This is a genomic window from Pandoraea fibrosis (assembly GCF_000807775.2).
In the GTDB taxonomy this organism is placed as follows: Bacteria; Pseudomonadota; Gammaproteobacteria; order Burkholderiales; family Burkholderiaceae; genus Pandoraea; species Pandoraea fibrosis.
Map to the genome: position 1 here is coordinate 4,892,883 of NZ_CP047385.1, position 13,086 is coordinate 4,905,968.

The 13,086-nt window shown below is 64.4% G+C and carries 11 protein-coding genes; 3 read left to right on the plus strand and 8 right to left on the minus strand.

The window, feature by feature from the left end; genetic code table 11:
- Window positions 1-98: 98 nt before the first annotated feature.
- A complete protein-coding gene (locus PI93_RS21560) occupies window positions 99-2,204 on the minus strand; it encodes an NAD(+) synthase (protein WP_039373548.1) in 2,106 nt (701 codons plus the stop codon).
- A 166-nt stretch (window positions 2,205-2,370) separates the two neighbouring features.
- Window positions 2,371-3,507, minus strand: a complete 1,137-nt coding sequence (locus PI93_RS21565) for a GNAT family N-acetyltransferase (RefSeq protein ID WP_039373496.1) — start codon at window positions 3,505-3,507, stop codon at window positions 2,371-2,373.
- A gap of 190 nt (window positions 3,508-3,697) precedes the next feature.
- Between PI93_RS21565 and PI93_RS21570 the strand changes: the two genes are divergently transcribed.
- Together PI93_RS21570 and PI93_RS21575 are read left to right on the plus strand one after the other, a co-directional pair.
- Window positions 3,698-4,312 carry an NAD(P)H-dependent oxidoreductase gene (locus PI93_RS21570; RefSeq protein WP_039373494.1) on the plus strand — a complete coding sequence of 205 codons (615 nt, stop codon included), beginning with the start codon at window positions 3,698-3,700 and terminating at the stop codon, window positions 4,310-4,312.
- A 30-nt stretch (window positions 4,313-4,342) separates the two neighbouring features.
- Window positions 4,343-4,945, plus strand: coding sequence for a TetR/AcrR family transcriptional regulator (locus PI93_RS21575; protein ID WP_039373493.1), 603 nt, complete (start codon window positions 4,343-4,345; stop codon window positions 4,943-4,945).
- A 104-nt stretch (window positions 4,946-5,049) separates the two neighbouring features.
- On the opposite strand, the gene ppa is transcribed toward PI93_RS21575, so the two are convergent.
- Both ppa and PI93_RS21585 read right to left on the minus strand, forming a co-directional pair.
- Window positions 5,050-5,577 (minus strand): inorganic diphosphatase, encoded by a 528-nt coding sequence (ppa, locus tag PI93_RS21580; protein ID WP_039373492.1) that lies wholly within the window; start codon window positions 5,575-5,577, stop codon window positions 5,050-5,052.
- Between the two features lie 103 nt (window positions 5,578-5,680).
- Window positions 5,681-6,865 (minus strand): alpha-hydroxy acid oxidase, encoded by a 1,185-nt coding sequence (locus PI93_RS21585; protein WP_039373490.1) that lies wholly within the window; start codon window positions 6,863-6,865, stop codon window positions 5,681-5,683.
- A 151-nt stretch (window positions 6,866-7,016) separates the two neighbouring features.
- On the opposite strand from PI93_RS21585, the gene PI93_RS21590 reads away from it, so the two are divergent.
- Window positions 7,017-7,874, plus strand: coding sequence for an IclR family transcriptional regulator (locus tag PI93_RS21590; RefSeq protein ID WP_039373547.1), 858 nt, complete (start codon window positions 7,017-7,019; stop codon window positions 7,872-7,874).
- A 56-nt stretch (window positions 7,875-7,930) separates the two neighbouring features.
- On the opposite strand, the gene PI93_RS21595 is transcribed toward PI93_RS21590, so the two are convergent.
- The 4 genes from PI93_RS21595 to PI93_RS21610 form a co-directional block, all read right to left on the minus strand.
- Complete coding sequence (locus PI93_RS21595) at window positions 7,931-8,842, minus strand: dihydrodipicolinate synthase family protein (protein ID WP_039373488.1); 912 nt, start codon at window positions 8,840-8,842, stop codon at window positions 7,931-7,933.
- 47 nt (window positions 8,843-8,889) lie between these two features.
- Window positions 8,890-10,596 (minus strand): ABC transporter permease subunit, encoded by a 1,707-nt coding sequence (locus PI93_RS21600; protein ID WP_144400427.1) that lies wholly within the window; start codon window positions 10,594-10,596, stop codon window positions 8,890-8,892.
- Between the two features lie 99 nt (window positions 10,597-10,695).
- Window positions 10,696-11,817: an ABC transporter ATP-binding protein gene (locus PI93_RS21605; RefSeq protein WP_039373485.1), complete on the minus strand. Its 1,122-nt coding sequence runs from the start codon at window positions 11,815-11,817 to the stop codon at window positions 10,696-10,698.
- Window positions 11,818-11,862: 45 nt separating this feature from the next.
- Window positions 11,863-12,990 (minus strand): ABC transporter substrate-binding protein, encoded by a 1,128-nt coding sequence (locus PI93_RS21610; protein WP_039373484.1) that lies wholly within the window; start codon window positions 12,988-12,990, stop codon window positions 11,863-11,865.
- Between the last annotated feature and the right edge of the window lie 96 nt (window positions 12,991-13,086).

Here is a 13,086-nt window from a genome sequence, read left to right on the forward strand (position 1 = left end):
GGTTTGTTCTGAAAATTCGCCGGGCTATTGTACCGGGCCGGGGACGGCGCGCCGATGACGGCACGCAGTGCCCGCCCCCGCCTGGCGCTGCACTGCGCTCAGGCGCGCGGGTCGTCTGGCACCTTGTCCAGATCCGCGAGCCACACCACCGACTCCGAATCGCTTGGCGCACGCCAGTCGCCGCGCGGCGAGAGCGAGCCCCCCGTGCCGACCTTCGGCGCGTTCGGAATGCACGACCGCTTGAACTGGCTCGTGCGGAAGAACCGGTCCAGAAAAATCCGCAGGTTGCGCTTGATCGCGACCAGATCGTAGGCGTTGCGGGCGAGGTGCCCTTCGTCGGGCCAGCGGCCTGCCGAGGCGTCGTGCCACGCGCTCCACGAGAGGAACGCCACTTTGCGCGGGGCATAACCGAAGCGCAACGTGTAATAGAGGTTGAAGTCCTGCAACTCGTAGGGGCCGATGAAATGCTCGGTGCGCTGTTCGGGCGCGCCGTTGGCCTTACCGGGGACCAGCTCGGGGCTGATTTCCGTTTCGAGAATGTCGATGAGGACGTTACGACGCGCCCCGGCGTCCTTGCCACCCTTGACCGGCGCGGGCTTCGACGACGCCGCACCGCCCAACTGCCCCGTCTCGGCCACCCATCGCACGAGGTGCATGATGAGCGTCTTGGGCACGCTGGCGTTCACGTTGTAGTGGGACATATGGTCGCCCACGCCATAAGTACACCAGCCCAGCGCCAACTCGCTCAGGTCGCCCGTGCCGATCACGATGGCGCCCAGATGATTCGCCAGACGGAACAGGTGATTGGTACGCTCGCCCGCCTGCACGTTCTCGAACGTGACGTCGTAGACTTCCTCGCCCCTGGCAAACGGGTGGTCGAGATCCTTGAGCATCTGCATGCAGCTCGGCCGGATATCGATTTCGCGCGCCGTGCACCCGACCGCATCCATCAACTCACGCGCCTGACGCAACGTGCGCTCGCTCGTGGCGAAGCCCGGCATCGTGTACGCCAGAATGTTGGTGCGCGGCAGACCGAGGCGATCCATGACCTTCGCGCACACAAGCAACGCATGGGTCGAGTCGAGGCCGCCGGACACACCGATCACGACCTTCTGAATCTTCGACGATGCCAGACGCTGCATCAGCGCCTGCACCTGGATGTTGTAGACCTCGTGGCAACGCTCATCGCGCCGGCGCGGGTCGGACGGCACATACGGGAAACGTTCGATGGCGCGCTCAAGCGGCAACTCGGCATCGCGCGGCAGGGTCACATCGACCTTGATCGTGCGAAAACGCGCGACCTCGTCGGCATGACGGCGCACCGACACGCCAAAGGTCGTCTGATGCATGCGCTCACGCGCCAGCCGCTCCAGATCGATGTCCGCATAAATCAGATGCGACTCGCTGGCAAAGCGTGCCGACTCGGCCAGCATGTCGCCGTTCTCGTAGATGAGCGCCTGTCCGTCCCAGGCAAGATCGGTGGTCGATTCGCCCTGTCCGGCCGAGGTGTAGAGATACGCCGCGAGGCATCGCGCCGACTGCTGACCGACCAGTTGATGTCGATAGGCCGACTTGCCGACGACCACGTTCGATGCCGACAGATTGACCAGCACCGTTGCGCCGGCCAGCGCCGCGAACGACGACGGCGGCACCGGCACCCAGACGTCTTCGCAGATTTCGCAATGAAAGCGCAGCAACGGTTGATCGGCAGCTTCGAAGATGAGTGAGCCGAACGGCACATCGCTGCCGAGCAACGTCACCGTATCGACACCGGCGTCGTCCGCGGCGTTGAACTGACGGGCTTCGTAGAACTCGCTGTAATTCGGCAGGTACGTCTTGGGAACGACGCCATGAATGCGCCCGCGCGCGACGACCACGGCGCAGTTGAACAGTCGCTGCTGCACGCGCACCGGCATGCCCACGATCAGCGCGGCGCCCAGCTCGCGGCTTGCCGCCACGATGTCGGCCAGCGCCACGTTGCAGGCGTCGAGCAACGCGCGTTGCTGGAACAGATCTTCGCAGCTATAGGCGGGGATGCCCAGTTCGGGGAAAGCGACGAGCACCGCGCCTGCGGCGTCCGCCTGCTTCGCCAGCGCGATGGTCTGCGCAGCGTTGTAGACCGGATCGGCCACGCGGCACTGCGGCACCCCGACGGCTACACGTGCGAAATCGTGATTGTAGAGATTGAGAAATCGGTTGGTCATGTCGGCGGCTACCATGCATCGCCCATGTGCCGTTGCGTCGGCAGGCGATGCAGCCGAGGGCTGGCGCCCGCCCGGCGCGAGCGGCGGACGTTAGATTCGCCAGTATATTACGCGAGGCCCCGCCGTGCCGGGGCCGGTACACCGGACCTCGACACCGGTCGCAGCGTCAGGACGCCGGACGTTTGAACGGGGTATGCGCTTCCAGCTCGCCGATGTGTTCGTCCATCGCCGCCGTCTCCGAATCGAGGAACTCGGCAATGGCGTCGGCGAAGCGCTGATCGGCGATCCAGTGCGCCGACCACGTGGGCGTGGGCAACAGACCGCGCGACATCTTGTGCACGCCCTGCGCCCCGCCCTCGAAGCTGCGCAACCCGTGCGCGATGCAGTACTCGATACCCTGGGCGTAGCACGTCTCGAAGTGCATGCCGGAGACGAAATCCGTGGTGCCCCAATACCGCCCGTACATCGTGTCGCCGCTCACCACATTGAGCGCACATGCCAACGGCGCACCATCGCGCTCGGCCATGACGAGCAGCAAGGTGTCCGGCATCGCCGCGTGCAACTGACCGAAGAAGGCCCGGCTCAGATACGGCGCATTCCAGTGCTCGCGATACGTGTTGTCGTAGCACCGATAGAAGAAATCGAGCGCCGCGTCGTCGATCTCGGCACCGCGCAGCCACCGGTAGGTCACCCCCGCATCGCGCACGCGTCGACGGTCCTGCCTGAGCTTCTTGCGCTTCTCCTGATTCATCTGCGCGAGGAAATCGTCGAACGTGGCGAAGCCCGGGTTCTCCCAGTGGAACTGCACGCCCTCGCGAAGCAGGTAGCCCGCCTCGGTCAGCGCCGCCAGATCGTCGTCGTGCGTGAACAGCACATGGATCGACGACAGCTCGAGTTGCTTCGCGAAGGCAATCGCTCCCCGGGCGAGCGCAACCCGGTCGGCATGCGTGCGCGCCAGCAGACGCGGCCCCGTGACCGGCGAGAACGGCACGGCGCACAGCAGCTTCGGGTAGTAGTCCAGACCGTGACGGGCAAACGCGTCGGCCCAAGCGTGATCGAAAACGTATTCGCCGCGCGAATGGGATTTGACGTAAAGCGGCATGGCCCCCACCAACACGTCGCCGGCATGCATCAGCAGATAGGCCGGCTGCCACCCGGTGCGCTTCGACGCGCACCCGCTCGTATGCATGGCATGCAGGAACGCATGCCGCACGAAGGGATTGCCACCCGCGAGGGCATCCCACGCGTCGGCCGGCACGTCTTCAATCGATTGCACTACACGGATGACTACGTCGCTGCTCACATCCCACCTCGTTTGCCAATCCACGGCTGCTGCACGGCTACCGCACGGCACCCGCCGGCACGGAACGCCGCCACTGGCCGACATTGTCGCCGAACTCGACGCCGCCTTCAGAGCATTGATGCGACGAAACACAACTTACCAAAAGTAGGTTACCATTGGTAGGTTACATTTTTTTAAGGAATTGTTCGTCATGCATGCCCTCGTCGTCGTCGCTCATCCCGATTCCCAATCGCTCACCCATGCCATTGCCTCGCACGTTGCCGAGGGGATCATCGCAACGCCGTTGCAGCCACACGCGCTTGGCGCGCATACCGTCGAGATCGCCGATCTGGCGTCGGAGGGGTTCGATCCGCGATTCTCTGCCGCCGATCTCGCGCTGTTCCAGAAAACGCAAACGGCCCCCGCCGACATCGCCGCCGAGCACGCCCGCGTCGACCGCGCCGACGCGCTGGTCCTCGTCTACCCGATTTACTGGTGGTCGTTCCCCGCCTTGCTCAAGGGATGGATCGACCGCGTATTCACGCAAGGCTGGGCGTATGAAGATGGGGAAGACGGCAAAGTAAAGAAGAAGCTGCAACGAATGCGCGTGCATCTCGTGGCCGTCGGAGGTACCGATCAACGCACGATGGCCCGGCACGGCTATTTCGGCGCGATGAAAACCCAGATCGATCATGGCATTTTTGGCTACTGCGGTGCGCAGGTCGTCACATCCGAGTTGCTCTTGGCCTCCGATACCGGCTACCCTGAGGCACATCTCGACACCGCGCGAGCGATTGGCCAACGGGTCTTCGCGAGCGTCCCCTGATCTGTTCCACACGTTGCGTATTGCCCTGTCATGAACCCAGCCGCCGATTCCTCCGCCCGCCGTCGCATGCCACGCGAGGCTCGCACGCGACAGTTGCTCGACGTGGCGTGGACGCTCATCGGCGACGAGGGCACCGACGCCCTCACGCTGGGGCGGCTGGCCGACGCGGCGGGGGTCACGAAGCCGGTGGTGTATGACCACTTCGGCACGCGCAACGGGCTTCTGGCCGCGCTGTATCAGGACTATGACGAGCGTCAGACGGTGATCTTCGACAGTTCGGTGGCCGCCGCGAAACCGACCTTGCAGGACAAGGCGCGTGTCATCGCGTCAAGTTATGTGGCTTGCGTGTTGTCGCAAGGGCGCGAGATTTCGGGGGTACTGGCCGCGCTCAGCGGTTCGGCGGAGCTTGCCGCCGTGAAGCGGCAGTACCAGAGGACCTTCATCGGAAAGTGTGCGGCCATGCTGGCGCCGTATGCCAGATCGCAGGGCATTCCCGCCCCCGCCCTGTGGGCCATGCTGGGGGCCGCCGATACACTTTCGGACGCCGCCGTCGCCGGCGACATCACGCAGGAGGAAGCGCAAGCGGAACTGATGCAGACCATTCTGGCGATGGTCAAACGTCACAAGCCGTAATGGCCTTGTCTGTGCACCGATAGCGATAGCGCAACGCATAAAAAAACCCGGCACTCGGCCGGGTTTCTCTCGCGTCGACGCGCGACGTCGCAGGCGAAAATCGCTTACTTCTTGGCGTTATTAACGCCGTCGACGATTTCCTTGTGGGCGGCGTCGATGCCTTCCCAACCTTCGATCTTGACCCACTTGCCCTTCTCGAGCGCCTTGTAGTTCTCGAAGAAGTGCTTGATCTGATCCTTCAGGTAGCCCGGCACGTCGTCGATCGACTTCATGTGCGCCGTCATCGGGCAGATCTTGTCGACCGGCACGACCACCAGCTTGGCGTCCACGCCCGACTCGTCGGTCATGTTGAGCATGCCCAGTGCGCGGCAGCGAACGACCGAACCAGCCAGCAGCGGGAAAGGCGTCACGACCAGCGCGTCGACGGGGTCGCCGTCGCCAGCCAGCGTTTGCGGAATGAAGCCGTAGTTGGCCGGGTAGCGCATGCCCGTGCCAATGAAACGGTCAACGACCAGCAGGCCCAGATCCTTGTCGGCCTCGTACTTCACCGGGTCGCTTTGCGCCGGGATCTCGATGATGACGTTGAAATCGTTGGGGATGTCCTTGCCGGCAGGCACGTGGTTGAAGCTCATGATCGCATTCCTGTGTATGAAAAGGGGCATCGCCGCCGCACGGCGTGCACGCCCGCCAATCTGCCGGATGTCACGCCGCCCGACGGCAATCGGGCGCGGCACATTATAGCGGGTTTGCCTGAATTGCCTGTATTGCCGGCAGACGGGCCAGCCGCTGCGGCGTGAGTTCGTCCACCTGCCGGCAGCCCAGCAGTTGCATGGTCGTGCGCAACTCGCCAAGCAACAGCGCGAGCACTTCGGCGGCCCCCTGCCCGCCACGGGCCGCCACGCCATACAGCGGTGCCCGGCCAAGCAGCACGCCCTTGGCGCCCAGCGCCACCGCTTTGGCCACATCCGCACCGCGCCGCACACCGCCATCGACAAAGATGGCCATCGCGGGACCGGTCGCGCTCAGCGCCTCGACGATCGACGGCAAGACTTCGAGCGGCGCGAGCGTGCTGCCCAATTGCCGCCCGCCGTGATTCGAGACGACGATGCCGTCGGCGCCATGCGCCTGCGCCAGCCGTGCGTCGTCCACCGTCTGAATGCCCTTGACGAGCACTTCGCCCGGCCAGTGGCGACGCACCCAGGCCAGATCGTCCCAACCGAGCGACAGATCCATCTGACGGCTCAGCATTGCCGCATGACGCGCCAGATCCGCCCGTTCGCCCACGCTTTTGGCGATATTGCGCAGTTGCGGCGCACCGTGGGTCAGCATCTGCCAGCTCCAGTGCGGATGCCGTATGCAATCCGCCACCAGGCGCGGCGTGAAACGCAAGGGCAGCTTGAACCCGTTGCGCGTGTCGTGATCGCGTTTGCCATGCACCGGCGTGTCGACCGTGAGCAGCAACGTGCGAAAGCCCGCCTCACGCGCGCGGCGCATCATGCTCTCGGCAATGCGCCGGTCTTGCTGCACATAAAGCTGAAGCCACAACTCGCCCTCCGGCACGGCGGCACGCACATCCTCAAGCAACGAGGTCGACGCTGTGGACAACACGAACGGCAGCCCGGCATCGGCCGCCGCGCGGGCGAGCAGTTCGTCCGCCCTCGGCCAAAACAAGCCATTGAGTCCGGTCGGACCGACCACCATCGGCGCGGCCGTCTCACGTCCCCAGAAGGTCGCCGCACTCGACATCTGCGACGTATCGGCAAGCACGCGCGGCGAAAAGCCCCACAGCCCGAAGGCCTCTCGATTACGTCGCAACGCATCGCCGTCTTCCGCCCCGCCTTCCAGATAATCGAATGCCAGCTTCGTCAAACGCCGCCGGGCTGCCCGGCGGTAATCCTCCACGCAGGAAAACGCGTGCATTGCTCCCCCTGTCCTCATGTCCGCTCGTGGGCATCGCCACGAGGCCTTGATCCGTGCCGCCTGCCTGGCCATCCGGCGAAGTTCGCTAGTTGGGCACAAACAATTGCATTACAATCACAATCATTACAATTCGAACACTTACGCACACTCCATGCCGCGCTTGCCTGCCCGGTCGTCCCGTCCCTCCGACGACGCGTCTGCCCAATCCGCCAGCGAAGCGACACCGCTTGCGCCGCGCTCCTCGCTCTTCGTCGGCTCGACGGAAAAGACGTTTCAGGTGCTGCACGCCTTCGACGGCCCCGCGCGTTACATGACGCTCAGCGACATCGCCAGAGCGGCCGAACTCGATCGCAGCGCCACGCAACGGGTGGTGCACACGCTCGAAACGCTCGGTTATCTCTACCGGGTGCCCGAGACGCGCACTTACGGGCTGACCACCAAGGTGCTTCAGTTCTCGTACAACTACATTCGGGCAAACGAACTGGTCGACAAAGCCTCGCCGTATCTGCTCGACATCAGCCGCCGCGTGGGCGAGACCACCAACCTGCAGGAACTGGACGGCCACGAGATCGTCTTCGTCGCCCGGTTCCCCGGCCAGCATCTGGTAAACATCGATATCGTGGTCGGCGCGCGTCTGCCCGCGATGTTCACGGCGTCGGGCATCGCCATCCTGTCCCGACTGCCCGAGGCGCGCCAGAACGAGATCCTCGCCAATACACCGCTTGAGCCGATGACACCGTACACCCTCACCGACAAGAAGAAGCTGCTTGAGCGGATTCGGTTCACTGCGCGGCAGGGGTTCGCCATCGTTGAGAACGAAACGGTGATGGGCGACATTTCAGTCGCCGCACCGATCACCGATCACGACGGCCATGCCGTCGCGGCCATCAACATCTCGGTGCCGACGTCACGCTGGACACGTCAGCGTGCAGAAGCCGAACTCGCCCAGCACATTCAGGTCGCCGCGACGTCGATCTCGAAGTCGCGGCTCTCGACGTTCCGCCGCTAAGCAAACTCAGGGGACGGACGGGACTATCCCCTCGTCCCCCTCAATGCCCTGACGTCTCAGCGCCCTTCAAAAATCGCCAGTTGCCGGGTCAGTTCCTCGCGCAGTTGCGCCGACAGCGCCGGCGCGGGCGGCACCAGCGGCGCGAGCATCGCGGGCGCCGTCACGCCGATCAGATCCATCACCGACTTCATCGGCCCCGGATTCGTCTCGGCGAACGCCAGATTCATCAACGGAATGAGCGAGCGATGCAGTTCGAGCGCCTCGGCCGTCTTGCCCGCCGAGGCGAGCGCGAAAATACGTTGCCACGCCGTGGGCAGCAGCGACGCCGTCACCACGATGCCACCGCGTGCGCCTGCGGCCACATGCAGCGGGAACAGCGTGTCTTCGCCGCTCAGCACCGCGAACGATTCGTCGACGCCCGCCACCGTGCGCAGGAAATGCCACATATCGGTGTTGCAGGCCTTCATGCCGATGATGTTCTCGTGGCGCGACAGCTCGTGCAGCACTTCCGGCGCAATGGCGATGCGCGTGCGGTACGGAATCTCGTAGATCAGGATCGGCAGCGGCGACTCGTCGGCATAGCGCAGGAAGTAGTCGCGGATACCGGCTTGCGTCGGGTTGGTGTAGTACGGCGTGAGCACGAGCAGCCCGTCGGCGCCGGCCGCAGCGAAGTCGCGCCCGGCGTCGATGGCGTCGTGATAGCCCGGGTCGAGCACGCCCGCGATCACCGGCACGTCGCGGCCATGCGCCGCCACTTCCTGCGCCGCGAGTTCGGCCATGCGCACGCGCTCGGCGCGCGAGAGCGCACCGTACTCGCCCGTGCCGCCCAGCGGCACCACGCCGTCGATGCCCTGCCCCAGCAGGTAGCGCATCAGCGCACGTGCGGCGTCGGTATGGATCGTGTCGTCGGCATTCACCGGCGTAGGAATCGCCGGCAGAATGCCCTTGAGTTGTGCAGAGCGAAGCATGAGTTAAACGTCCGTGAATCGTAAGTTCGGAGAAGTCGAATACCGCATCAGGTCGCGAGGCTGCGCCGGCGCAAACGCTCGGCCACCCAGATCAGTGCGGCGATGAAAAGGAACAGGCACGTGGAGACCGCCGCAATCACCGGTGAGATCTGCATCGTCAACTCGTCCCAGAATTGCTTGGGCAACGTGGTCGAGAGACCGCCCGACGTGAACAGCGCAATCGTGAGTTCGTCGAACGACGTGGCGAACGCGAACAGGAACGACGACAACAGGCCCGCACCGAGAATCGGGAACGTCACGCGGCGCAGCGTGGCCCACGGACGGGCGCCCAGGCTATAAGCCGCCAGATCGAGACGCGTGTCGTAGTTGCGCAGCACCGCCATCATCGTGATGACGACATACGGCACGGCCACCACCGTATGCGCAATGGTCAGCCCCACGTTCGAGCCCACCAGACCGATCTTGGCGAAGAAATAGAACACGCCGACGGCCAGAATCATGCGCGGCACCACGATCGGCGCGAGCACGAAGGCGAGCATCGCCGACTTGCCGCGCATGCCGCCGCGCACCAGCAGGAACGCCGCAGGCGTGCCGATCAGCATCGACAGCAGCCCCGCACCGATACCCACCAGCATCGAGCGCGTGATCGCCTGCATCCACAGCGGCGAATCCCACACCTGCTGATACCACTGCAGCGAGAAGCCCTTCGGCGGCCATGCCAGTGCCGAGGCCGAATCGAACGACACCGGAATCATCAGCAGCGCCGGCGCGGCGAGAAACACCACCAGCAAAAAGACAATCGCGCGCAGCACGAATCCGTCACCCTGCTCGCCCTTGTAACGCGGCATCGCGCGCAGCAGCACATCCGTGGCGCTGCCCAACGCGCCGAGCACCTTCTCGCCCAGCGTGCGACTCCAACCGCCGCGACGCTTGCCCGCTTTGACATCGCCGGCGCCGCCAGCCATCGTCGACAGCCCGACCATGCGGTCGTAGACCAGAAACACCACGAGCACCACGGCCAGCAGCAACACCGAAATCGCCCCGGCAAAGCCCCAGTTCAACGCCTGCATCACCTGATCGATGATGAGCTGCGTGATCATGGTTTCATGACGTCCGCCCAGCAGCGTCGGCGTGATGAAGAAGCCGATCGACGTGACGAACACCATCAGCGCACCGGCCGCCACCCCCGGCAGCGAGAGCGGGAAATACACGCGCCAGAACACCGTGCCGGGACGCGCCCCCAGTGTCGATGCCGCACTCGGCAGACGGCGATCGATGTTCTCCATGACGGAGAGCATCGTCAGCACCGCCAGCGGCATGAGCGCATGCACCATGCCGAGAATCACGGCGGGGAAGCTGTACAGCAGCGAGAGCGGCGCGTCGATCAGACCCAGATCGAGCAACGTGCGGTTGACGACACCGTTACGACCGAGCAGCACTACCCACGCGAACGTGCGCACCAGGAAGCTGGTCCAGAACGAGACCAGCAGCCAGAAGAGCAGCCGCTGCTTGCGCGCGCCGGTAAGCGTCGAGAGCCGGTAGGCAATCGGATAGCCCGTGAGCACCGCGAAGAAGGTCGTGTAGAGCGAGACCTTGAGCGTGATGAGCAATACCTCGACATACACCGACGAGGCGAACAGACGCTGATATTCGGCGAGCGTGAAGCCGCTCTCGCCACGAATGCTCAGCAAGAGCAACTGGCCGACCGGATAGATCAGCATGACCGTCAGCAAAATGACGATCGGCGCCGCCATGAGCATCGGGCGCAGGCGTGCGCGCCAACGCGAGCGGCGCGGCGCCGGCTGGACGGGACTGGACGACGAAGGACGAACCACGGCGGATGCACTCATCGCTTACCCCGCGATCGCAACGGCGTCGTCGGCATGCCACGCGAGACCCAGCGTCTGCCCGATCTCGAAACGGTTGCCCTGACGATGCGTCGGGAATGCCGCCACGAGCGACTTGCCCGGCTCGCCCGCGTTGCCGCCGGTGACATCCGATTGCAGATACAGCTTCGTCATGCCCCCTGTAACCATGATGTCGGTGAGCTTCGCCGAGATCGTCGACACACCGTCGCCCCGACTCTGGCCGTCGTGGACATGCAGATTCTGCGGACGCAGCATCAACTTGACCGGACGACCCTGCTCGACCTGCGGGTCGTAGACCATCGCACCGGCGCCGTTCGATCCCTGCACGCCCGGCATCGCCACGCGCACCTGATCGCCCGCGCGCTCTAGCACGGTGGCATCGAGCAGGTTGGACTCGCCGAGGAAGTCGGCAACGAACACGCTCTTCGGACGGAAATACAGGTCGTCGGGCGTGCCTAGTTGCGCGATTTCACCAGCGTTCATCAGGCAGATGCGATCGGACATCGTCATCGCCTCTTCCTGATCGTGCGTCACGTACACGATGGTGGTGCCAAGCTCGCGGTGAATGCGCTTGATCTCGAGCTGCATGTGATCGCGCAGCTTCTTGTCGAGCGCGCCCAGCGGCTCGTCCATCAGAATGATCGACGGCCGGTAGACCATGCAGCGCGCCAGTGCAATGCGCTGCTGCTGACCGCCCGAAAGCTCGCGCGGATAGCGCTCTGCCACATGCGGCAGATGCACCATTTCCAGCGCGTTCATGACCATCTTGCGAGCCGTCTGCGCGTCGGTGCGGCGCATCTGCAACGGGAATGCAATGTTCTCCGCCACGGTCATGTGCGGAAACAGCGCGTAGTTCTGGAACACCATACCGATGTCGCGCTCGTAGGGCGCGCCGTAGGTGACATCGGTCCCGTTGATGCGGATAGCGCCCGCATCGGGCTGCGACAGACCGGCGATGAGCGAGAGCAACGTGGTCTTGCCCGAGCCGCTCGGGCCCAGCAAGGTCAGGAATTCGCCCTGGGCGACATCGAGGTCGGTCGGTGCAAGCGCGACGAAATCGCCGTAACGCTTGGACAGGCCCGAGACTTGGAGATTGGCAACGGTCATGAGATCAGCACCCCAAAAAACGTGAAACAAAACGGCAGGTGAGGATCAGGTCAGGATCCAGCGGTTGAAGCGTTCGAGCGCCACGCTCTGGTTCTGCTGCCAGAACTGGGCATTGATCTGCACGCCGCTCTTGATGTTCTCGGGGAACGTCGGGCAATGCTTCGCCACGTCGGGCTTCACATAGTTGAACGCTTCGGGTTGTGTCATGCCGGCCGGGAAATACTTGACCAGTTCGGCCTGGCGCTTCGGATCGCTCGCAAACTTGATGAACTCGCGGCATGCCGCCGCGTTCGGGGTGCCCTTGAGGATCGACCAGTTGTCGCAACCCCAGATGTTCTGGTTCCACACGATCTCGACCGGCACGCCGTTGGCCTGTGCCGACTGCGCACGCGAGGCCCACGTCGCGACCATGTCCACTTCGCCCGAGCCGAGCATTTGTTCGACCTGTGCGCCGGTGGTCCACCACACCGCCACTTGCTTGGCGATCTTGTCCAGACTCTTGAATGCGCGGTCGAAGTCGCACGGGTACACCGACCCCGGTGCCACGCCATCGGCCATCAGCGCTTCTTCGATGGTGTCGAACGGATACTTGCGGATCGAACGGCGGCCCGGGAAGTCCTTCACGTTCCACAGATCGGCCCACGACGTCGGGGCCTTGCGGCCCTTGAAAGCGTCGGTGCGATAGGCGAGCACGGTCGAGTAGACGTTGGTGCCCACGCCGAACGGCGACATGTACTGCTTCGGGATCTTGGCGATGGTCGGGTCCGACTCCAGGCCGTGGCGCTCCAGATACTCCTTGCCGCCCGAGGTCAGCAGCAGAATCGCTGGCTGGCTGATCTTGGCCATGTCCCACGTATAGCTGCCCGCCTCGACCATGCTCTTGATCTGCGCGGTCGGCTCTGCGTTGGCCTGCACGCCGACGACTTCGATGCCCGTCGCCTTGGCGAATGGCTTGTAGTACACGGCGTCATACGCCTTGGTGTAAATACCGCCGTCGTCGCGCACAACGATGCGTTTGGTGGCCGCGCGCGAGGGCGTCCACACGAACGGGAATGCCACGGCGGCCGCACCGACGAGTGCGGTCTTCATGGCCGTGCGACGGCCCGGTTGCGCGAGCGACGCTGCGTGGTTGTCGTTGATGTCGAGCGGGCTTGCGGAGGTCTTGCGTTTCATCATGGTCTCCGGTCTTGACTGGGAGGGTGGGCGCGGCGACGGAGCGCAGCTTCGGCACAGCCGCCGCGCGCGCAGTTATGGCAAAACAAACAGCAA